This window comes from Cyanobacterium sp. T60_A2020_053, assembly GCA_015272165.1.
Classification (GTDB): Bacteria; Cyanobacteriota; Cyanobacteriia; order Cyanobacteriales; family Cyanobacteriaceae; genus Cyanobacterium.
In genome coordinates, this window is record JACYMF010000066.1 from 1 (window position 1) to 21,481 (window position 21,481).

Annotated in this window: 21 protein-coding genes, 1 tRNA gene and 1 other RNA gene; 20 read left to right on the plus strand and 3 right to left on the minus strand. The window is 37.9% G+C overall.

Annotation, left to right across the window (positions count from 1 at the left end; translation table 11 throughout):
- Positions 1-426: 426 nt before the first annotated feature.
- Together IGQ45_09680 and IGQ45_09685 are read right to left on the minus strand one after the other, a co-directional pair.
- The gene (locus IGQ45_09680) at positions 427-1,590 is read right to left on the minus strand and encodes an IscS subfamily cysteine desulfurase (protein ID MBF2057473.1); all 1,164 of its coding nucleotides are present in this window, start codon (positions 1,588-1,590) and stop codon (positions 427-429) included.
- Between the two features lie 376 nt (positions 1,591-1,966).
- Entirely contained in the window at positions 1,967-2,722 is a 756-nt protein-coding gene (locus tag IGQ45_09685) for a serine/threonine protein phosphatase (protein MBF2057474.1), read from the minus strand.
- A gap of 576 nt (positions 2,723-3,298) precedes the next feature.
- Between IGQ45_09685 and ggpS the strand changes: the two genes are divergently transcribed.
- The 18 genes from ggpS to IGQ45_09775 all read left to right on the plus strand — a co-directional run bounded on the left by ggpS (position 3,299) and on the right by IGQ45_09775 (position 18,902).
- A complete protein-coding gene (gene ggpS / locus IGQ45_09690) occupies positions 3,299-4,777 on the plus strand; it encodes a glucosylglycerol-phosphate synthase (protein MBF2057475.1) in 1,479 nt (492 codons plus the stop codon).
- Between the two features lie 339 nt (positions 4,778-5,116).
- A complete protein-coding gene (locus IGQ45_09695) occupies positions 5,117-5,293 on the plus strand; it encodes a 50S ribosomal protein L32 (protein ID MBF2057476.1) in 177 nt (58 codons plus the stop codon).
- Between the two features lie 376 nt (positions 5,294-5,669).
- Positions 5,670-6,893 (plus strand): rod shape-determining protein RodA, encoded by a 1,224-nt coding sequence (rodA, locus tag IGQ45_09700; GenBank protein MBF2057477.1) that lies wholly within the window; start codon positions 5,670-5,672, stop codon positions 6,891-6,893.
- 167 nt (positions 6,894-7,060) lie between these two features.
- The gene (rplS, locus tag IGQ45_09705; protein MBF2057478.1) at positions 7,061-7,465 is read left to right on the plus strand and encodes a 50S ribosomal protein L19; all 405 of its coding nucleotides are present in this window, start codon (positions 7,061-7,063) and stop codon (positions 7,463-7,465) included.
- Between the two features lie 114 nt (positions 7,466-7,579).
- A tRNA-Trp gene (locus IGQ45_09710) sits at positions 7,580-7,652 on the plus strand.
- Between the two features lie 90 nt (positions 7,653-7,742).
- Entirely contained in the window at positions 7,743-7,967 is a 225-nt protein-coding gene (secE, locus tag IGQ45_09715; GenBank protein MBF2057479.1) for a preprotein translocase subunit SecE, read from the plus strand.
- Positions 7,967-8,581, plus strand: a complete 615-nt coding sequence (nusG, locus tag IGQ45_09720) for a transcription termination/antitermination protein NusG (protein MBF2057480.1) — start codon at positions 7,967-7,969, stop codon at positions 8,579-8,581. The genes secE and nusG overlap by 1 nt, the downstream gene beginning before the upstream one ends.
- A 17-nt stretch (positions 8,582-8,598) precedes the next feature.
- The gene (gene rplK, locus IGQ45_09725; protein MBF2057481.1) at positions 8,599-9,024 is read left to right on the plus strand and encodes a 50S ribosomal protein L11; all 426 of its coding nucleotides are present in this window, start codon (positions 8,599-8,601) and stop codon (positions 9,022-9,024) included.
- 73 nt (positions 9,025-9,097) lie between these two features.
- The gene (gene rplA / locus IGQ45_09730; GenBank protein ID MBF2057482.1) at positions 9,098-9,811 is read left to right on the plus strand and encodes a 50S ribosomal protein L1; all 714 of its coding nucleotides are present in this window, start codon (positions 9,098-9,100) and stop codon (positions 9,809-9,811) included.
- A gap of 95 nt (positions 9,812-9,906) precedes the next feature.
- Complete coding sequence (locus IGQ45_09735) at positions 9,907-10,845, plus strand: hypothetical protein (protein ID MBF2057483.1); 939 nt, start codon at positions 9,907-9,909, stop codon at positions 10,843-10,845.
- A gap of 50 nt (positions 10,846-10,895) precedes the next feature.
- Positions 10,896-11,738, plus strand: a complete 843-nt coding sequence (locus IGQ45_09740) for a hypothetical protein (GenBank protein MBF2057484.1) — start codon at positions 10,896-10,898, stop codon at positions 11,736-11,738.
- Positions 11,739-12,058: 320 nt separating this feature from the next.
- Positions 12,059-12,304: a hypothetical protein gene (locus IGQ45_09745; GenBank protein MBF2057485.1), complete on the plus strand. Its 246-nt coding sequence runs from the start codon at positions 12,059-12,061 to the stop codon at positions 12,302-12,304.
- Between the two features lie 298 nt (positions 12,305-12,602).
- A complete protein-coding gene (locus IGQ45_09750; GenBank protein ID MBF2057486.1) occupies positions 12,603-12,932 on the plus strand; it encodes a DUF2488 family protein in 330 nt (109 codons plus the stop codon).
- A 201-nt stretch (positions 12,933-13,133) separates the two neighbouring features.
- Positions 13,134-14,270: a quinone-dependent dihydroorotate dehydrogenase gene (locus IGQ45_09755; GenBank protein ID MBF2057487.1), complete on the plus strand. Its 1,137-nt coding sequence runs from the start codon at positions 13,134-13,136 to the stop codon at positions 14,268-14,270.
- Positions 14,271-14,585: 315 nt separating this feature from the next.
- Entirely contained in the window at positions 14,586-16,703 is a 2,118-nt protein-coding gene (locus IGQ45_09760; GenBank protein ID MBF2057488.1) for a TIGR00300 family protein, read from the plus strand.
- Positions 16,704-16,747: 44 nt separating this feature from the next.
- Positions 16,748-16,939 (plus strand): hypothetical protein, encoded by a 192-nt coding sequence (locus IGQ45_09765; protein MBF2057489.1) that lies wholly within the window; start codon positions 16,748-16,750, stop codon positions 16,937-16,939.
- Between the two features lie 474 nt (positions 16,940-17,413).
- Positions 17,414-18,106, plus strand: a complete 693-nt coding sequence (locus IGQ45_09770) for a 1-acyl-sn-glycerol-3-phosphate acyltransferase (GenBank protein ID MBF2057490.1) — start codon at positions 17,414-17,416, stop codon at positions 18,104-18,106.
- Positions 18,107-18,212: 106 nt separating this feature from the next.
- Positions 18,213-18,902 carry a PEP-CTERM sorting domain-containing protein gene (locus tag IGQ45_09775; GenBank protein ID MBF2057491.1) on the plus strand — a complete coding sequence of 230 codons (690 nt, stop codon included), beginning with the start codon at positions 18,213-18,215 and terminating at the stop codon, positions 18,900-18,902.
- Between the two features lie 294 nt (positions 18,903-19,196).
- Here IGQ45_09775 and IGQ45_09780 read toward each other — a convergent pair whose 3' ends face one another.
- Complete coding sequence (locus IGQ45_09780) at positions 19,197-20,324, minus strand: LptF/LptG family permease (GenBank protein ID MBF2057492.1); 1,128 nt, start codon at positions 20,322-20,324, stop codon at positions 19,197-19,199.
- 98 nt (positions 20,325-20,422) lie between these two features.
- Between IGQ45_09780 and IGQ45_09785 the strand changes: the two genes are divergently transcribed.
- Positions 20,423-21,064, plus strand: a complete 642-nt coding sequence (locus IGQ45_09785) for an HAD-IA family hydrolase (GenBank protein MBF2057493.1) — start codon at positions 20,423-20,425, stop codon at positions 21,062-21,064.
- Between the two features lie 34 nt (positions 21,065-21,098).
- Positions 21,099-21,470, plus strand: an RNA gene (rnpB, locus tag IGQ45_09790) — RNase P RNA component class A.
- Positions 21,471-21,481: the final 11 nt, after the last annotated feature.

Here is a 21,481-nt window from a genome sequence, read left to right on the forward strand (position 1 = left end):
AAATCAAGAAGGGGGGAAATAAATAAGGGTGTCGCTATCCTTCCCCAATCCGCTTTGCTGAGATTGGGGACTGTCGCAACGAACGTTCAATTAAGATTGAGATATTGATTGATAACTGACATCAGGCATATATTTTAAGAAAATTATTATCAAGAGGTGTTAGGGGATCCCTCTAGTACATTATTATCGGTGGCATCACTAATGGTTAACTGAGCGGCTTGCGCATTGAGAGCAAAAAAAGAACTAATGATTGCACATCCAAGTATCAATGATAAACGCATATTCGTAAGTAGGAGTGAAATAATAACTACGTGTGTTCACACCACATAGTTTTTTATTTGTCAATCAAAAAATATCAGGACTCACATTACTTAAAAAGCGCCCTCCAGCGCCCTTCACCCTACCCTAAAACCTCTTACTTCTTACTTAAAAAGCACGCGCCATTCTTAAACTCTTAATCGCCTTAACCGTAGCCTCAGCCACAATTTCCATTTCCGCCAAAGTATTATAGCGCCCCACACCGAAACGTAAAGAAGCCTGTGCTAACTTAGAATCATGACCTAAAGCCGTTAAAACATGAGATGGTTTAGTAGATTGAGAACTACAAGCCGAACCTGAAGATAAAGCTACCAATGGCTTTAAAGCCAATAATAACGCCGAACCATTCACCCCCGCCACCGAAATATTTAAATTACCTGACAGGCGCTGGTACAAATCACCATTGAGAATCACCCCCTCCACTTGCTGTAACTCTTGCCAAAGATAATCCCTTAATTGTTTAACCCTTTCATTTTCCGATTTCATTACATCCAGCGCCCTCCCCACCGCCTCCCCAAACCCCACTATATTCGGAGTGCAGAGGGTACCAGAACGGATGTTCTGCTCTTGTCCACCCCCTTGAATTTGTGAAGCCAGTTTCACCCTCGGATTACGACGGCGCACATACAAAGCCCCAACGCCTTTTGGTCCATAAATTTTATGTGCCGTCAAAGACATCAAATCAATATTCATAGCTTCCACATCCAAAGGTATTTTACCGATAGCTTGGGCGCAATCACTATGAAAAATAACCCCTTTTTCGTGGCAAATTTGACCAATTTCTGCCAAAGGTTGAATAACACCAATTTCATTATTAGCGCCCATCACCGATACCAAAATGGTGTCATCTCGTATGGTATCTTGTAATAAATTCACATTCACCAACCCATTTTTCTGCACGGGCAAAAAAGTTATCTCGAAACCCAAATTTTGTAAATATAAACAAGGGTCAATTATCGCCTTATGTTCTGTTGCCACCGTGATAATATGATTACCTCCACTAAAATAGGCTTCAGCAATCCCTTTTATGGCTAAATTATTTGCCTCCGTCGCACCGCTGGTAAAGATAATTTCCGATTCTTTAGCATTAATAGCCTGAGCAATTTTTTCCCGTGCCAATTTAACCCCAACTTCCGCTTCCCAACCGTAAATATGACCTACACTAGAAGCATTACCAAAAGATTCCCGAAAATAGGGAAGCATGGCACTTAAAACTTCTTCCGCCATGGGGGTAGTAGCATGACAATCTAAATATATCGGGCGCTTCATCACTAAATCTCAATTACTACAGGGCTTTAATCCTTAGGGGTTGCTGAAAAAGTATTTTGGTGAGGGGAGGTGTCAGGTATCGGGTGTCAGGTGTCAGGTGAAATGCTTATAAATTAAAGAGTTAAGACAAATAGTTATTTTTCATAAATTGCTTATTTGTATTAATAATTTTTGATTAGGGGATCAGAAATACAGATTTTTGGGAGAAAAAAGAGTATGTTTTGCACTTTTTTAGAGTTTGATTATGCTTAAAACTTTTGTTTTAAAAGGGTTTTGATTTATTCAGCAAACCCTACTTAAAACACTAAAAAATATTACTCCCCTCTCCTGCGGGAGAGGGGTTGGGGGTGAGGGCAAACCATTTTGAGATCTATTATCCCTAAAAAAACAACTTCGAGCGCTTGGCAGATAAATTTTGCGGATTAATTTTTGTCACCATCTCATCAAAAGCGGTGCGAGAAAACTTTTTGCCAAAACTATCTACTTGATACACTATCTGCTCATTTAATTCTAAAGCAGTTAATTTTCCCTGCCCATGATGATAAGCGCCCGTATCAATACCAATCCATCCTTCTCCACTTACCAACTTACCCGGCTTAACACCCGGAAAAGTAAACGTGATAGTATGACCAATTACAATAATCTTATCCTGAAAATAAGGCTTAGGGATACCATGAAAATCACCCCTAATCCAACAAAACTGATCCGAAGTTTGTTTCTGATAAGGCATTAAAGGGTCTAATCCAGCATGAACTAACCAATAATCTCCCAAGTCCAAATATAACGGCAAAGAACGCATCCAGTCAAGATGTTCGGGGGGAATTTTATTACGATAACTAGCAATGGTAGGATAACCACCATTATGTAGCCAAGATTGGAAGGCGCTATGGTTTAAACCATTTTCAGTAAAGGATTCCAGTAACATCACCTCATGATTACCCAACAGACAGGGATAGTTATTTTCCATCACAAAACTCACTACTTGGGCGCTTTGATTTCCCCTATCAATTAAGTCACCGAGAAAATAAATTTCATCCTCTGAACTAGGTGCGATACCATCTAACAAGCCAGATAAGGCATCATAATGACCATGAATATCACCGATAACATATCTTTTTTGAGTTTTTTCTGTCATCCTTTACGTTCCACTGCAATCAAAACTTACTTTTATCTTATCTCAAAAATCAATAGAATAAATAATTTCTATATCTCTTTTTAATGTATTTCTGGCTTCTAGCCTGATTATTTTCAAGTATTTTTGGCTTCTATACTAACTCATGAAAAACCTAGAAAATAATATCCAGAAAATAAAAAATTGACCAAATATAATTCTTTATGCTATCATTAAGTGTGTTTATTTATGACCCCATTAGAGTCAAAAAAATAAGCAACATTAAGGGCAGTTTATTAAACATTATCTTGATTGTGATCTAAATAACAATTGTCATAATAATTCATGTTAATGTCAATAAAATTCTCCTCAATTATTTGTCGAATTCAATAAAATGGTTTGCTAAAATTTACAAAATCTAAGGAAAAAAATACCAAAAACAAGGAAAAAAAGAAAAAAAGACATCCACGATTATCTTTCACGGATGATAGATATAGGAGAAGCTACGAACTATTAGGAAACTATTACTAGCAAAAACTAAATTATTAACGGTAATAAATTCCATCGTAATCTTTTATAACTATGTCAAAAAACAAAAACATGAAATCATCTTTAGTTATTCTCTATCACCGTCAACCCTATGACGAAGTAATTAAAAATGGTAAAACATTTTACCAAGACAAAAAAAGCCCCAATGGCATTGTACCAACCCTAAGAAGTTTCTTCAATAATGTAGATAAAGGTACATGGATTGCATGGCGACAAATTTTAGCAGAAGAACAGGAAGTATTCCAACGGACTGTTAATGTGGACTTAGATAATTCTAACTATAGCGTTGTGCGTGTTCCGCTCACAGAGCAACAGGTTAAAGATTTCTACCATATCACGTCCAAAGAAGCATTTTGGCCTATTCTGCACTCTTTCCCTTACCATTTCACCTCAGAATCATCAGAGTGGGAAAATTTTAAACATATTAACAAGCTATTTGCTGAGGCGGCTTGTGAAGAAGCTGCCGAAGATGCTTTGATTTGGATTCATGACTACAATCTTTGGTTAGTGCCTCAATATATCAGGGAAATGAAGCCTAACGCCAGAATTGCTTTCTTCCATCATACTCCTTTCCCTTCGGTAGATATTTTTAATATTCTTCCTTGGCGCCAAGAAATTGTCAAAAGTTTACTCTGTTGTAATGTGGTGGGTTTTCATATTCCCCGTTATGCCGAAAATTTCGTTAATGTCACCCGTAGTTTACTTCCCGTGGAAGTGTTAAAAAGGGAAGATGTAACGGGTCATTTTACCACCTCTGGAACAGCATTGGCAGAACCAGAAATGGTAACAAGACTAGGCTATGAAGGGCAAGAAGTCGCCATCGATGCTTTTCCTGTGGGTACAAATCCTGAATTTATCGATTCAATATTAGAGAAACCAGAAACTCAAGCACGATATGAAGAAATCCTCACAGAGTTAAACGGACGCAAATTAATTATTGCGGCTGGTAGGATTGATTATGTGAAAGGAAACCAAGAAAAATTGGAGGCCTTCGGGCGCTTGTTGGAGCGTCGCCCTGAGTTACACGGCAAGATAAACTTTATGGTGAGTTGTGTCGAACCGGCGGCTGGAATGAGAATATATCGTGAGACACAGAATCAAATCGAACAGTTAGTCGGTCAAATTAATGGACGTTTTGCTCGTTTAGATTGGACACCAATTATCCTCTTTACTCAACCCATTCCCTTTGCTGATTTACTTTGCTACTATAAAGCAGCAGATATTTGTTGGACTACCCCCCTCAGAGATGGTTTAAATCTCGTAGCGAAAGAATATGTTTGTACCCACAAAGATACTACAGGCGTATTGGTACTGTCTGAGTTTGTGGGCGCTGCGGTGGAGTTACCCGAAGCGGTGTTAACTAACCCTTACTCCGTGCGCCTTATGGATAGTACCATTGATCAGGCTTTGGATATGTCTGAGGAGGAACAGAAACAGCGTATGGAGGCAATGTATAAAACCGTTAGTACCTACGATGTCAAATATTGGGGAGATCGTTTATTGAAGGTGTTTGCTGATATTAAATGTTAATTCTCATGGTTTCTCAAGGCAAGGGGTTTAAACCCCTTGTTAAGCAGGGCGTTTTCATTCTCAAAAATGTTAGTTTCTCAAACTAGCCAATAATCTGAAATTCAGAGGTTTTTAACTACTAATAAATCAATTAATAGTAAAAAATCCTCCTGTCTCCCTGAATCTCCCCCCTTTTTAAGGGGGGTTGGGGGGGATCATCCTTATATTGTCTTCTTGTCAAAAACAAATCAATTTTGATCCTGACTTTGAAAACACCCTGCTTGTTAAGCTAGGCAACTATGGTTAAAATGGTAAAGTTGACTAAATACATAAATTTACTATAAGTAATTACTAAGAATTATGGCAGTACCAAAGAAGAAAACATCTAAATCAAAAAGAGACCAACGTAAGGCACATTGGAATAAAAAAGCTAGAATCCAAGCTCAAAAGGCTTTATCTCTAGGGAAGTCGGTTTTAACTGGTAAATCTAACAGTTTTGTTTATCCTACTAAAGATGAAGAAGAAACCGAAGCATAGTAATTTTGATGCTTAATTTCTCAGACAAATATCCTTAAAACCCTTCTGATAACAGAGGGTTTTTTTGTTGATAAAATTTTTGCTCAAATATATCAAGCCCTACACCAACCGTGTAATGAATTACACGGCTAACGGGATTACGTTCAATAAATTGAACTAAGATTATTTTTAATGGCTCTTCTACGGTAGTTGTGATAAATTAATGAAAAAATTATGTTATTCACGAAGAATCTCAAACCTTGATTTTTGGCTAAATTGAGTAAGTTTTGTTACGGCTAGAAGCCTGAAATACGATTAGAAGATGTTATTTTTTGGAGATGTCCAAAGCGCTACGAAAGTTAAGCTAAGATAATTGCATACTTTTTATACTCCATCGATGAAAGTAATTCAGCGCCAAGATTGGTTTTTAAATTTTTTAGTAATCTTACTCAGTGTTTTGGGGTGTACTATTATTTATAGTACACAGATATTAGAGCAGGGGGATAACTGGATACAGCAAGGGATAATGGTGACGGTGGGGGTTATTTTGATGCTGGGAATATCTCAGTGGCGTTATGATTTGTTGCTCAATACCCATTGGTATCTTTACATTATTACTAATATTTCTCTGTTAATTGTTATTTTTGCTGGTGTTACTGTTAACGGCGCCCCTCGCTGGATTAATATTGCTGGGTTTAATGTCCAACCGTCAGAGTTCGCTAAATTAGGCATTATTATTACTTTAGGGGCAATACTGCATCAAGAAGATGCCTCTCGATTGTCCAGTATTTTTAAAGCCATCGCCGTGGTTATTTTACCTTGGGGCTTAATTTTCATTCAACCGGATTTAGGCACATCCTTGGTGTTTGGAGTCGTTACCCTCGTGATGTTTTATTGGGCTAATGCCAATCTTGGTTGGATACTATTGATGATGTCGCCCTTTTTTTCTGCTTTTCTCTTTAACCTTTTCTTGCCTAGTTGGTTAATTTTTGTGGTTTTAATGTTACTCATTGCATGGTTTACCTTACCTGATCGAGCTTTATGGGCTACTTTTGTCTTATTCATTAACTATGGTGCTGGATTGGGGGGAGGGGCGCTGTGGAATTTACTAAAAGACTATCAAAAAGCGCGCATCACCCTATTTCTTAACCCCGAACAAGACCCCCTAGGAGGGGGTTATCATCTAATTCAATCCAGAATAGCTATTGGTTCAGGGGGAATGAGGGGGCATGGTTTTTTACAAGGCAGTCAAACTCAGTTAAATTTTGTGCCAGAACAACACACCGACTTTATTTTCAGCGCCCTTGGCGATCAATTTGGTTTTATCGGTGCTATGGTACTCTTAGCCTTATACTGGCTCATGTGTTGGCGTTTAGTGGTTATTGCCACTAACTGCCGAGATAATTTTGGTTCATTGATTGCCGTGGGAGTGTTAGCCATGATTATCTTTCAAGTCGTAGTTAACATCGCCATGACTATCGGATTAGCGCCCATCACCGGCATACCCTTACCATTGCTCAGTTACGGGCGCTCATCGTTACTGACCAACTTCCTAGCCTTCGGTTTAGTGCAATCCGTAGCCCGTTTTCGAGTCATCAAAAGGGCAAGGGGCAATGGATAATTGCTAATAATCCTCCCCTTCTCCCCTTTCTCCCTTTCTCCCTTTCTCCCTTTCTCCCCTTCTCCCCTTCTCCCCTTCTCATAGTTGATGAACAAAAAAAAGATTGACAAGCGCCCTCCAAAAAAGCTATGATGGTGAATTGTGAGTTTTGGACAAAATAAAAATCAATGTCTCTAAATGCAAAAGCCATAATCCAGTCCATCGAGGCGGATTATCTGAAAGAAAAAAGCTCATTACCATCCCTCAATGTCGGCGATACCGTAAAAGTCGGTGTACGCATCCAAGAAGGCGGTAAAGAGAGAGTACAACCCTTCGAGGGAACAATTATCGCCATGCGCAATGGTGGTATCAGCGAAACTATCACCGTCAGAAAAATATTCCAAGGCGTAGGAGTAGAAAGAGTATTTCTCTTACACTCTCCCAAAGTAGCTGGAATTACAGTTATTCGTCGGGGTAAAGTCAGACGAGCTAAGCTCTATTATCTCAGAGATCGAGTCGGTAAAGCAACTCGCATTAAACAGCGTTTTGATCGACCGATTGATAAAGCTCCCAAAGCAACAAAAGCTAAGTAGTTTCTGACATGGTCTGAAGAGCATGATTAACCACTCACACCAACTACAGCCTTCATGGTTGTAGTGTTTAATACTTGACAAATAAACTAAAAGTCAGTTATAGTATTAAGACATACGTCCTTAGTTCAGTTGGTAGAACGTTGGTCTCCAAAACCAAATGTCAGGGGTTCAAGTCCTCTAGGACGTGTTGGCTAAAAAGGTTAATATTGTTGTGCTTCAGAGAGCCTATAATAGAGATTCAATCGCGAATCAATACGTAATCTCATTAGGAATTTCTATGACTAACAGTAAAGAAACTATCAAGCAAAACGATCAAGATAAAAAAGTCGATAAATCAACATTTATCAAAGAAACTCAACAAGAATTAGCAAAAGTGGTTTGGCCGTCTCGCCAACAGCTTTTAAGCGAATCTGTAGCGGTTATTTTGATGGTAATATTAGTTGCCTCATTGATTTATCTCATGGATAACATATTTAGCTGGTCAGCAGGGAAGGTGTTTTAATGGGTTTAAACTCAGAAAATGATTCCGAACAGGTAAAAACAGTTGCCGTTGGCAAACCACGCTGGTATGTCGTACAAGTGTCAGCTGGGTGTGAAAAAAAAGTTAAAACTGATATTGAACAAAGAACTAACGGTTTTGATTTAGCAGACCGAGTTTTACAGGTTCGTATCCCCCAAAGTCCTAGCGTCAAAATTCGCAAAGATGGCAGTCGCTATCAAAGTGATGAAAAGGTATTACCCGGTTATGTCTTAGTAGAAATGATCTTAGATGATCATGCTTGGCAAATGGTAAAAAATACCCCTAATGTAATTAACTTTGTGGGCGCTGAACAAAAACGCCCCGTGGGTAGAGGTAGAGGTCATGTCAAGCCATTGCCCTTATCTCGTACTGAGGTGGATCGCATCTTTAAGCAAATGGACGAAGCCGAACCAGTGGTGAAAATTGATATGGCTATTGGAGACCAAATTTTGGTACTCAGTGGACCATTTAAGGATTTTGCAGGAGCGGTAATTGAAGTAAGCGCTGAGAAAAATAAACTTAAAGCCTTATTGTCGATTTTTGGTCGTGATACCCCTGTGGAATTGGAATTTAGTCAAGTAGAAAAACAAGGATAAAATAAAAGGAAGAAACGATGGCAAAAAAAGTCGTTGCATTAATCAAATTAGCTTTACCGGCTGGTAAGGCGAACCCAGCGCCCCCCGTCGGTCCTGCTTTAGGACAACATGGGGTTAATATCATGATGTTTTGTAAGGAATATAATGCTCAAACGGCTAATCAGCCCGGCATGATTGTTCCTGTGGAGATTTCGGTATATGAGGATCGTAGTTTTACTTTTATTCTCAAAACTCCTCCAGCTTCAGTTTTAATCAAGAAAGCGGCCGGAATTCAAATTGGTTCAAAAGAACCTAACCGAGTCAAAGTGGCGGAAATTACTCAGGATCAGTTGAGAGAAATTGCTCAAACTAAAATGCCTGATTTAAACGCAAATGACATTGAAGCGGCTATGAATATTATCGCTGGAACTGCTCGTAATATGGGCGTTACCATTGCTGAATAGAATTTAACCCAATTATCAACATAATTTCGGGGAGAAGTGCAAACTTCGTTAATTTACCCAAGGAGACACATTAATGAGTAAAAAGTTAAGTCGTAGATACAAAGAGGCGTTAGCCAAGGTTGAAGCGAGAGCTTATCAACCGTTGGAAGCGTTGCAGTTATTGAAAGAAACTGCTACCACTAAGTTTGATGAAAGTGCGGAAGTACATATCCGTTTAGGCATTGATCCTAAATATACGGATCAACAGTTGAGAACTACTGTTAGTTTGCCCAAAGGTACTGGTTTAACCGTGCGAGTGGCTGTGATCACTCGTGGTGAAAAGGTTAAAGAAGCTGAGGTGGCAGGCGCTGATATTTTCGGTGAGGAAGATTTGATCGAGGAAATCCAAAAGGGAATGATGGATTTTGACGTGTTAATCGCTACCCCTGACATGATGCCCAAAATCGCTAAATTAGGTCGGGTTTTAGGTCCTAAAGGTTTGATGCCTTCTCCCAAAGGTGGTACTGTTACCACTGATTTACCTTCGGCTATCAATGAGTTTAAAGCTGGTAAATTGGAGTTTAGAGCGGATCGTACAGGGATTGTTCACGTTATGTTTGGTAAGTCTTCTTTTAGTGCTGAGGATTTATTAACTAATCTGAAAACTTTACAAGAAACTGTTGATCGTCAGCGCCCGTCGGGCGCTAAAGGGCGCTATTGGCGCAGTGTGTTTGTTTCTTCTTCCATGGGACCTTCCATTGAGGTTGATATTAACGGTTTGAGAGACCTTAAACTTAGTGAAGTTTAAATAAAAGAAAAAAGGGTTATTAATTTAACCCTTTTTTTATTGAATATCACCGACTGATATTTCATCGTTTTAAATAATTAAATTAATTATGCTCAATGTTTCACTATATAGGTCGATTAGTTAGTTTTTTTTGTAAAAAATCACGAGTAGAAACAAAACTCTTACCCACAGCTAAAATTGCTTCTTTTTTTAGATCATCACAAGAAATTGAAACTCTTGAAAATAATTTAATTAAAACATCTAAATCAATAAAATTTATTATTGATCCTCCCTCTGGTTATTTTTTGTGGAAGATTTTTATAGATATAGTTGATTATGATAAATTAATATTAATTAATAGCTGTGAGCCAATAAAGCTAAATAATATCCAAAAAAATATTATTAAATATGCTGATTATTTTGCAAAGATATATTCATCTGATCCAATTATTTTAAATAAAATTTCTCACTCTGAATTATTTTGTTTTGGGACTTGTTGGGTGTTGGCTAATAAGAAAGGACAAGTTAATGTTTCTGATACAAATGGGTATATAGACATCACAAGAAAAGATTATAAAAATATTTTTAGTAATCAAAAAACATTTAAACTAAGTTTTATCAAGAGTAAAAAAAGACTTTTACCGGGTCATAAATTACGCCATCAGATAACAAATATAATTGAAAAAAAACGTTCTTATGAATTATTGTTTCCTCAAAACAGAATTGAGTCAAAGATTCCTTTATTCATAGATTCAATGTTTCATATCGCCATTGAAAATAGTCAAGAGACTAATTACTTTACTGAAAAAATTATCGATTGTTTCATTTCCTATACTGTGCCAATTTATTGGGGATGCCCGAATATTGATGATTTTTTTGACTCAGATGGCATTATCACTTTTTCTAATCAAGAAGAATTAGCTTCTATTTTAGACTCTCTTACCCCTGAAGATTATTTTAAACGACTTGAGATGATGAATAAAAATAAACGAATAGCAGAGGATAAATATGTATTTTTTTCCGACCGATTAAACGAGATCATCAAAGGCATTTGATACCATAAACATTATAGAATTTAATCATAATTAACTTTTAAGGTGGTCTAATGTATTCTTTATATCGCTTTTTTACCAATACCAAATATAAAATTAAAGTAATAGCTACTGACTTTTACAAATTAAAAAATAATCGTGATCTACAGGAGGTAACTTTTCTAATTCCAGTGAGAATAGATCATCCTGATAGAGAGAAAAATATTAATCTATCTATTGACTTTTTACAGCATCATTTTGACACCAATATCATAGTGGGCGAAGAATCTCATTATCCTCAATTACAATATCTTGAAAAGAAAGTTAGGTATTATCATTACCAAACAAGTAGTATTTATACACATAAAACAAAAATACTTAATAAATTAGCTCGACTAGCTGAAACACCAATAATCGTGATTTGGGATACAGATGCACTGGTTGAGCCATCACAAATCTTAACAGCTTGTCAGGTGATTAAAGAGGGTAAATTAGACATGGTTTATCCTTATGGGGGAATTTTTACGGATTTACCTCGAGCATTCCATGAGGATTTGATTAAACAGGAGTATGAATTGTCAAAACTTCTCTCATCTATGTTTCAATTTCATCAAGGAGATTCTGTTGGCGGTGCAGTATTTTTCAATCGGGAAGTTTTTTTCAAGGGGGGAATGATGAATGAAAATTTTGTTTCTTATGGTTGGGAAGATAATGAATTAATTGAAAGATTTTGTAAACTAGATTATAAGATTGGACGTATCAAAGGGGCTTTAGTTCACTTACAACATTATCGAGGGGAAAATAGTACCGAAAAAAATTTATTTGCAATTAATAATCAACAAGAATTAAAAAAGATTAAAATGATGACAAAAGAAGAACTAATAGCTTACGTTGAAGAATGTTTGAAAAATAGGTAATTTTTTTTTAGGGTAGCCAATTTTCATCTAAAATTTGCTCTAAATCAGCAATAAATTTTTATAGGAAAATACTGAGACGAAGTTGACACTTCTCAAAAGTATCGCTGTTCAAAAAAACATTAGTCATCATCAAGGCTGGGAAATTTTAAAAGGAATGACTTATGGTTTGAGAGTACCTCGTTCAAATCACAAAGAAAGTGATGGGGGAAAAAGAACAATGGAAAAAACTTCAAACAGACTTAGACATCAGACAATATCAATATCCCTCAGCAGAAATTGAACTATGGTGTATGGACGAACATAGAATAGGATGACATTCTATGTTAAGACGAATATGGGTATCAGAGATGGAGCAACCCATAGCAAGAGCAAGAGTTCAACAAAAATATCAATGGTTATGGATATATAGATTTATACATCCAGAATCGGCAGAAACCTACTGGTGGCTACTACCGAAAGTAAATGCCAAGATATTTAGTTTGGTATTAGTGGATGTAACAAAAGAGTTTGATTTGAGTGAAAACAAAAGAATGCTTTTTGTATTACATAAAGCAAATTGGCATTAAGCAAATGAATTATATCAGGTTCGCTTAAACAGTTATAATTAAATATCTGCTGAAAAGTCAAAATACAGACTTTGTTTTATAAGTGATTATCCGAACTTGATATTACACGGGAAGACTGTGCTGTTACCTTTTCATTAGCAATGGGCTTAATAGCACGACAAGCAGAGGGAAATAAGGATGCGCCCGTCGCCAAAGTAGCTAATTTGAGGACTTGTCTGCTTTAATCTGTAGTAGCAGAGATTTTTAGATGGAACTTCGGTAAAATGTATATTGAGAAAAAAATTATTAAAAAATTGTTATGACTACTTATTATTATCTTGTCGCCAGTGAGCAGTTTTTAACCAGTGATAATGAAAATCTTCACGAGATTTTAGAAGAAAAAGAAAGAGACTACAAAGAAAAAAATAAAGAAATTGATTTTTGGTTTATTAAACAACCAGCCTTTTTAGAAGCGCCCGAATTAGCGGAAGTAAAAAATAAATGTCCACAACCAGCGGCGGCGGTAGTCTCTGTTAACCAACAGTGGATTACTTTTCTTAAATTACGTCTGGAATATGTGATTACTGGGCAATTTGAAGCGCCCTCCGCCTCTATTCCTAACCCTCTCGTTTCTTTAGTTTCTGCTTAGAAAGGGTGAAAGGGTGAAAGGGAGAAAGGGTGAAAGGGAGAAAGGGTGAAAGGGAGAAAGGGTGAAGGGGTGAAAGGGTGAAGGGGTGAAGGGGTGAAAGGGAGAAGAGGAGACAGGGGGATTATAATTCATAATTCATAATTCATAATTCATAATTCATAATTCATAATTCATCATTCATCATTCATAATTCATCATTCAATGTTAGATACCTTACGCCCTCTTTACCCTTTATTTTTCGCATCTTTGGGCAAAAATCCAGAAACAGCGCACGTCACCAGTTTAAAAATACTAGGGCAAATTGAACAAAATCGCCATCAATTTTGGGCTAATACCACCATTAGCGCCCTCCAAAAAACGTTTCAATATCATAGTGATTGCCTATCACAAACATTATGGAGTTTACAATTTGAGCATCCCTTGGGTTTAGCACCGGGATTCGATAAAAACGGTATGGGCGCTGGAATTTGGGCTAGTTTTGGCTTCAGTTTTGCGGAGTTGGGTGCTGTCACTCTCCATGCCCAAGATGGCAACCCTCAACCCCGAATGTTTCGCTTACAAGCTGATGGCGCTTTGTTAAATCGCATGGGCGCTAATAATGAAGGGGCGCACTCCATCGCCCAACGACTTCAAGCCACTTGGCAACGTCACCCCCGTAACATTCCTATCGGTATCAACCTCTGCAAATCTAAAATTACTCCCCTTGGTGAAGCAGACCGAGATTACGTTGGTAGTTTTAATGCACTACGTCCCCATGCTGATTATTTTGTGATCAATGTTAGCTCTCCTAATACTGCCGGCTTACGAGATTTGCAAAGTACCCAGCAGTTAAAACCCATTCTGAGGGCGCTGGAAAGCGAAAATAAAGGGGATAAACCAATTTTGATCAAAATAGCCCCCGACCTTACTTATGATGATATTAAGGCTATTTTAGACCTAGCTATGGCTCATAATTTAGCGGGTATCGTAGCTACTAATACCACCATCAGTCGAGAGAATTTAACCACCAAAATTCTTCCAGCCACAGGCAAAGCCATTACGGAAGAAAACGGCGGTATCAGTGGTTTACCCCTCAAACAACGTTCTACGGAAATTATTAAATTCATTTATCAGCAAACTAACGGCAAGTTACCCATTATCGGTGTGGGAGGAATTTTCAACGCTGAAGATGCTTGGGAAAAAATTACTGCTGGTGCTTCCCTTTTACAATTTTATAGCGGTTGGGTATATGAAGGTCCTTGGTCTGTTAAAGATATTTTGCAAGGTGTAGAGGCTAAGGTGGAGGGCGCTGGATTTACTAATATTCAACAAGCCATCGGCACTACTGATAATGGATAATGGACAATGGACAATGAGTAATTAACTTAGAGGATTTTATTTTAGTATAGACTATCGCAAACAATGTGCGATATTTGCAAGGCGCACAGTAAAGCAAATGATTTATTTCTGATAATATCTTCCTTTCTTAGTCTGCGAGGCTCTCAATTATTCATTATTCATTATTCATTATTCATTGTTCATCAAACCTTGACATGACATAGCTATGATACAGAATCATGATCCGCAATCAAGGTATAATTTGATGTTGCCTATAAGTAATCATTATGGTAATAAAACCAATAAGTTTACCAATCTTAGAGAGAAAGAATTTTTATGAGTGATAATATTCGTATTTTAATGTGCGCTCCAGATCATTACGATGTTGATTATGTGATTAATCCATGGATGGAAGGAAATATCCATAAATCTAGTCAAGAAAAAGCCGTAGAACAGTGGCAAAATTTACACCATATCATTAAAGAATATGCCGTGGTGGACTTAGTGAAACCAGAAAAAGGCGTTCCCGATATGGTGTTTACAGCTAATGCTGGTTTAGTCTTAGGGGATAATGTGGTGTTAAGTCGTTTTTATCACCCCGAAAGACAGGGAGAAGAGCCTTATTTTAAGGCTTGGTTTGAGCAAAATGGCTTTACTGTTTATGAATTGCCCAAAGATTTACCGTTTGAGGGCGCTGGGGATGCGTTATTTGATCGGGAAGGGCGCTGGTTATGGGCTGGTTATGGTTTCCGTTCAGAATTAGATTCTCACCCTTATATCGCCCGTTGGTTAGATACAGAGGTATTATCTTTGCGGTTAATTGATAACCGTTTTTATCACCTTGATACTTGTTTTTGTCCTCTCAGTGGTGGTTATTTACTCTATTATCCTGAAGCCTTTGATAGTTATTCTAACCATTTGATCGAGATGCGCGTTCCTGAAGATAAGCGCATCGTAGTTGATGAACCTAATGCGGTCAATTTTGCTTGTAATGCCGTCAACATCAATGATGTGGTCATTATGAATAAAATTACCGAAGATTTAGAGCGCCGTATTACCGAAAAAGGTTTTAAAGTGGTGCAAACTTCTTTGACGGAATTTCTCAAGGCGGGGGGCGCTGCTAAATGTCTTACGCTAAGGGTTACAGAGCCTATTGTAGAGGATGTTCACGCTAATGTATTGGTACAAAGTCGAGTCATTAAAATGGAAGGACATTTACTCGATACTGGTATGATGAATCGTGCTTTAGATTTAATTGTCCATGAGGGTGGTAGTTTCAAGGTGCTTAATTTTAATTTAGGTATTGAAAGACAAAGCCCTTCTTGTGCTGAGGTGAGAATTTCAGCGCCCTCCGCCGAGGTTATGGAAGACATCATCACTCAATTAATTGATCTCGGTGCAGTTTCTACCCCTGATGAAGAATCTGACGCTAATTTAGTTACTGTCGTTAAAGCTGGGGTGTCTCCCGATGATTTCTACGTCACCACCATTTACCCCACTGAGGTCAGGGTTAACGGGCGCTGGGAAAAAGTCTTTAATCAAAGAATGGATGGAGCTATTGTCGTAACACAAATGGAAAAAGGTGTTACTGCCACTTGTAAACTATTAAGAGATTTAGAAGTAGGTGAACAAGTAGTTATTGGGGTGGAAGGTATCCGCACGGTGCGCGCTACCCAAGCTAGGGATAAGCGTAATCAAACTCAAGAGTTTAGCTTTATGAGTGGTGGGGTATCCAGTGAAAGGCGCGTGGAATTATTAGTCGAACAAATTGCTTGGGAAATGCGCCACATTCGAGATCAAGGGGGCAAAGTGGCGGTGGTAGCCGGTCCTGTGGTCATTCATACCGGTGGCTCTGTGCATCTCGCTCGTCTCATTGAGGAAGGTTATGTACAATGCCTTTTAGGGGGCAATGCCATCGCAGTTCATGATATGGAACAAGCCGTTATGGGTACTTCCTTGGGTGTGGATATGCGCAAAGGTATGCCTGTGAGTGGTGGTCATCGTCATCACCTCAAAGTGATTAATATGGTGAGGGGCGCTGGTAGTATCGCTAATGCCGTTGAACAGGGTTTAATTACTAAAGGGGTAATGTATCAATGCGTGAAAAATAATATCCCCTTTGCCCTCGCTGGTTCAATCCGTGATGATGGTCCTCTTCCTGATACTGAAATGGATTTAATTAAAGCTCAAACCGAATACGCTCGATTGATTAAGGGCGCTAACATGATTTTGATGCTTTCTAGTATGTTACATTCCATCGGTGTCGGTAATATGACTCCTGCTGGTGTGAAATTAGTCTGTGTGGATATTAACCCTGCCGTTGTCACTAAATTAAGTGATCGTGGTTCAGTGGAATCCGTGGGCATCGTCACCGATGTGGGTTTATTCCTCAGTTTGTTAGTACAGCAGTTGGACAAGTTAACCAATCGTTATCAAATGGCTGAAACTGTCTAGTACGATTTGAGGGAAAGGTGGAATCGTGAGGGTAATGGACAATTATGCACTTAAAACAACAAGCGCCCTCCGTCCTATCTTACAATCATAATACTAGCGCCCTTCACCGCCGTGCAATAAATTTCACGGCTACCATGATGCCGTTTAATAAATTAAACTCTTTTATTTATTCTTCTCAAGTCCCCCTTTTTAAGCAGGGCGTTTTCATTCTCAAAAATGTTAGTTTCTCAAACTAGCCAATAATCTGAAATTCAGAGGTTTTTAACTACTAATAAATCAATTAATAGTAAAAAATCCTCCTGTCTCCCTGAATCTCCCCCCTTTTTAAGGGGGGTTGGGGGGGATCATCCTTATATTGTCTTCTTGTCAAAAACAAATCAATTTTGATCCTGACTTTGAAAATCCCCTGCTTTTTAAGGGGGATTTAGGGGGATCATATATGGCACGGCGCAATCGTCTTGTGCCTAATTTTCGTAATAATTGCTATATTTTCTAAATTCTACATTCTAAATTTTATCTTCCCTTTGCCCTTTGCCCTTGTCCCTTTCAATCTTTTCTTCATCAAAAATTGACATACTTAAGTATAGCGCCCTTCACCGTAAAAATTTAACTTGTAATTAGTATTTGACAATCGAAATAGTGTCACTATTAGCTGATTATTTTTTGCTCATAAATTTAAACTAATAATAACTACAAAATTAATTAAAAATATGAGCATTAACACCATAGAAAAATCAACTGTTGACCATGTCCCCATTATCTCCCAAATTTCCCCTTGGCTAAGTTCCATAGTATATAATCTTGGTGCAAAATTAATATTACCTTTCTATTTCAAAAATATTATCATCACAGGACAGGAACATATACCGAGGTCAGGTGCTGTCATCGTAGCGCCCACCCACCGCGCTCGTTGGGATGCCCTCATCGTGCCTTATGCGGTGGGTAGGTTAAGCAGTGGTAGGGATTTACATTTTATGGTCTCAGCCAACGAAATGAAGGGTTTACAGGGCTGGTATATTCGCAAAATGGGGGGGTTTCCCGTGAATACCGAGCGCCCTCAGCCCCATACCTTAAACCATAGTTTTGAATTATTGAGTAACGGGGAAATGGTGGTAATTTTCCCAGAAGGTGGCATATTTCGAGGGGCGCCGGTGCAACCACTCAAGCGTGGAGTGGCAAAAATCGCCCTTGATGTGGCACAAGCTAAAGCTGATTTGCCCATCACCATTTTACCTGTGAGCGTCAAATATAGTGAGGATTTTCCTCGCCGTGGTTGTAGCGTGACGGTAACCATTGGACAAGGGTTAAATGTTGCCAATTATCGTGATGATTCCCCCCGTAAAAGTAGTTTTAAATTGACTGAAGATTTAGAAAATGCCCTCAAAAATATTCATGAAATTTAACCATATTTAAGTATATAAAAGTTTAAGATAAAATCTATTGACAAATTTCTGACACTCAGTTAGGATTAGTGGATAAATAATGGAATTTATAATTCTAAGGAATATTATGAAAAAATCTACTCTTTCTACCCTTCTGGTAAGTGGCTTAATTGCCCCTACTGCCATGATAGGGTTAACGGCGACGGGCGCTGGGGCAGCTGCTCTAATCACGATTGATAACTTTACAAATCCAACTGCTCCTTCTCCATTAACTTCTAATGGTTCTCTTGTAACCTCTCCTCAAACTGGATTAAGTGGTGTTTTTGGTGGGGATAGAACTTCTGGTGTTGATAAGGGAACTGGTGGTCTTGCAGACGCAACCTTACAGATTTTCTCAGGAGGTGGACTTGCTTTTACTCAATCACCTACGACTGCAGGGTCTGTTTTTGGTCTAAATTATACGAATACTACTGGACTCAATCTTGATGGATTCGACTCTGTGGAATTTAACATTACCGATCTTACCCCTAATGTCGATTTTGGTTTAAACATCAACGGTGTAACTCAAACTCAAACCGCAACTGCTACTGGTTTATTCAGTTTTGATTTGACATCTTTCTCTAACTATAGCTCATTTTCTAACATTACTCAGTTAGTTCTCGGTGCTACTGGTAGTCCGGGATTCAGAGTAGAAATTACTGGAGCATTAGCAGCGGTTGACGTACCTGAACCCAGCGCCCTCGGCGGTTTATTAGTATTTGGTTTATTGGGCTTTGCCACTGCCAAAAAGAGAAGCAATAAAAGCGAAGAAAACTAGAACAAATCAACTATCATCTTGTGGATATAAAATTTGGAAACGTTATCTGATTTCTTATCGGATAGCGTTTTTATTTTTTAAAGAATAATAGAACTTTCGTATTTAAGTCCCCCTTTTTAAGGGGGATTTAGGGGGATCATCTTGTATTTCATGGTCACAATAACTGCTATAGTCTAAAATTCAGAGGTTTTTAACCATTAATCAATTATTATCAAATATTACTCCCTTCTCCTGCGGGAGAGGGGTTGGGGTGAGGGCAGAGGATTATAATGAAGATAGAATCTTCAATGCCAATTAATTATATTTCAAAAAATAAACACCAATTAAAAGAAAAATAAAATTAGGAATCCATGCCGACATAGTAGGAGTTAACATCCCCACTAAACCAAAACCACCCACAATAAAACTGATCAAATAATAACCAAAAACAAGAATAACAGTAATGCCAAAACTTGTCCCTTTATTATTAGTAAAACCAGCGCCCATCACCGCCCCAGTAAAACCAAAAATAAGACAAACAAAAGGAAAAGAAACCTTTTGGGCAGTGCGCACCTCAAACATTAATAAATCCTTCTCATTACCCAGCGCCCGTAACAACTCGATATATTGTAGAGACTGCTTAATATTCATCTCAAAAGGGTCTCGACTTTGAGAGGCTAAATCTAAAGGAGTTTTTGGTAAATTAATCTTTTTAGTATTAAAAAAATTACTGGTGATTTGGGCAATATTACTTTTAATTTGATAAATTGCTCCATTAGAAAAATGCCATTTCTCCACTTGACTATCCCATGCCCCAACCTCTGATACTGTAATAGTTTCTAATTGATGATTCTCTGTTTCAATGACCGTAATATTTTGCATTTCTCGCCCATTGAATTGTTGTGCATAAAAAATACTTTTTAACTCTCTTTTAATCTCGCCATTTTCTTGCTTAACCTCTTCATATTGAGGATAAAAAATATCTTGCTTTAACATAAAATTTCTAGTTTCATTCAACTTCTCAACCAAAATACTCGTAGCGCGAAAATTAGCTTGAGGCACAATTAATTCGTTAAAACCAAAAGTAATCAAAGTAATAACTAAACTAAAAGCAATAGCAGGAGAAATGAGACGAAATAAACCAACGCCACAACTTTGTAAAGCAATTAATTCACTATCTTTACTGAGACGACTATAACTAATTAAAGCAGTTAATAACACCGAAAAAGGCAAAGCATAAGCCATATATTCAGGAATTTTTAGTAAAAAAATTTCCACCGCCGACATTAACGGTAAATTTGATTGAGTAACTTTATTCCCTAAGTCAGAAATCGTCCCAATGGCTACCCCTAAAGCAGAAAACATCGCCACACTAAATAAAAAAGGAGTGACTAACTCCCTGATAATGTAACGATCCATGATTGATAATTTAAAGGGACTCATTGACGATAAAGTTATGGAAAATTAGGTAATCAGTTGATCTTAACACTATCTGATTTAACCTACAATTAAGTGTGTTAAATGAACTTTGTTATTGAACTATGCCAAAACTTATTTTATTAGATGCGGTAGGAACTATTTTTGGAATCAAAAATAATGTCGGTTTTGCTTATGCCGAAATTGCCCAAAAATACGGAGTTAACGGTGATGCAGACATCCTCAACACTGCTTTTTACGATAGTTTTAAAAGCGCCCCTCCCCTTGCCTTTAGTCCACAGGAAAACCCATCCATACTACAGCAATTAGAATATGATTGGTGGCAAAATATTGCCTATGAAACCTTTGAGCAGGTTAATTTAATTAGTGAATTTAACAACTTTGAAGAATTTTTTAAAGAACTTTACGATTATTTTAGCACCGCAGAACCTTGGTTTATTTATGATGATGTCATCCCCGCTTTAAATTATTGGCGAGATAATAACATTGACTTAGGCATTGTTTCTAACTTTGACAGTCGCATTTATCAAGTATTGGATAATTTACAATTAAGTCAATATTTTTCAACTGTCACCATCTCATCACAAACAGGAGTAGCAAAACCAGAAGCACAAATTTTTTTAACAGCTTTAAAACAAAATAACTGTAGTCCTGATGAGGTTTGGTATATAGGGGATAGTGCCAAAGAAGATTATTGGGGCGCTAGAAATGTTGGCATCAAATCTTTTTGGTTGAAGCGCCATTAATCTAAATTCTCAGTTACAATGATGATTATGAAAAAGAGTTGGTGAGGTAGTTGCAAGTTAAGATTTTCCTGTGACCTTAACTTGAGGAAAGTCCGGGCTTCCAAAAGATCAAACTTGCTGGGTAACCCCCAGTGCGCGTGAGCGTGAGGATAGTGCCACAGAAAAATACCGCCTAATCTTTGGTTAGGTAAGGGTGCAAAGGTGCGGTAAGGGCGCACCAGCAGTGTCGAGAGGCGCTGGCTCGGTAAACCCCGGTGGGAAGCAAGGTCGAAGGAATGACGGTTGATCTTTTACCGATTCCGCTTCTGGTGTACCGCTTGAGGTGTTTGGTAACAAACATCCTAGATAGATAACTGCCCCTTGATTTTATCAAGGAACAGAACCCGGCTTACGTCCAACTCTTTTTTTATGTCTTTT

Excerpts from the sequence above, each read along its gene's own strand:
- IGQ45_09685 (MBF2057474.1), bottom strand. The coding sequence starts at position 2,722 with ATGACAGAAAAAACTCAAAAAAGATATGTTATCGGTGATATTCATGGT.
- ggpS (MBF2057475.1), top strand. The coding sequence starts at position 3,299 with ATGAAATCATCTTTAGTTATTCTCTATCACCGTCAACCCTATGACGAA.
- IGQ45_09695 (MBF2057476.1), top strand. The coding sequence starts at position 5,117 with ATGGCAGTACCAAAGAAGAAAACATCTAAATCAAAAAGAGACCAACGT.
- rodA (MBF2057477.1), top strand. The coding sequence starts at position 5,670 with ATGAAAGTAATTCAGCGCCAAGATTGGTTTTTAAATTTTTTAGTAATC.
- rplS (MBF2057478.1), top strand. The coding sequence starts at position 7,061 with ATGTCTCTAAATGCAAAAGCCATAATCCAGTCCATCGAGGCGGATTAT.
- secE (MBF2057479.1), top strand. The coding sequence starts at position 7,743 with ATGACTAACAGTAAAGAAACTATCAAGCAAAACGATCAAGATAAAAAA.
- nusG (MBF2057480.1), top strand. The coding sequence starts at position 7,967 with ATGGGTTTAAACTCAGAAAATGATTCCGAACAGGTAAAAACAGTTGCC.
- rplK (MBF2057481.1), top strand. The coding sequence starts at position 8,599 with ATGGCAAAAAAAGTCGTTGCATTAATCAAATTAGCTTTACCGGCTGGT.
- rplA (MBF2057482.1), top strand. The coding sequence starts at position 9,098 with ATGAGTAAAAAGTTAAGTCGTAGATACAAAGAGGCGTTAGCCAAGGTT.
- IGQ45_09735 (MBF2057483.1), top strand. The coding sequence starts at position 9,907 with ATGTTTCACTATATAGGTCGATTAGTTAGTTTTTTTTGTAAAAAATCA.
- IGQ45_09740 (MBF2057484.1), top strand. The coding sequence starts at position 10,896 with ATGTATTCTTTATATCGCTTTTTTACCAATACCAAATATAAAATTAAA.
- IGQ45_09745 (MBF2057485.1), top strand. The coding sequence starts at position 12,059 with ATGTTAAGACGAATATGGGTATCAGAGATGGAGCAACCCATAGCAAGA.
- IGQ45_09750 (MBF2057486.1), top strand. The coding sequence starts at position 12,603 with ATGACTACTTATTATTATCTTGTCGCCAGTGAGCAGTTTTTAACCAGT.
- IGQ45_09755 (MBF2057487.1), top strand. The coding sequence starts at position 13,134 with ATGTTAGATACCTTACGCCCTCTTTACCCTTTATTTTTCGCATCTTTG.
- IGQ45_09760 (MBF2057488.1), top strand. The coding sequence starts at position 14,586 with ATGAGTGATAATATTCGTATTTTAATGTGCGCTCCAGATCATTACGAT.
- IGQ45_09765 (MBF2057489.1), top strand. The coding sequence starts at position 16,748 with ATGCACTTAAAACAACAAGCGCCCTCCGTCCTATCTTACAATCATAAT.
- IGQ45_09770 (MBF2057490.1), top strand. The coding sequence starts at position 17,414 with ATGAGCATTAACACCATAGAAAAATCAACTGTTGACCATGTCCCCATT.
- IGQ45_09775 (MBF2057491.1), top strand. The coding sequence starts at position 18,213 with ATGAAAAAATCTACTCTTTCTACCCTTCTGGTAAGTGGCTTAATTGCC.
- IGQ45_09780 (MBF2057492.1), bottom strand. The coding sequence starts at position 20,324 with ATGAGTCCCTTTAAATTATCAATCATGGATCGTTACATTATCAGGGAG.
- IGQ45_09785 (MBF2057493.1), top strand. The coding sequence starts at position 20,423 with ATGCCAAAACTTATTTTATTAGATGCGGTAGGAACTATTTTTGGAATC.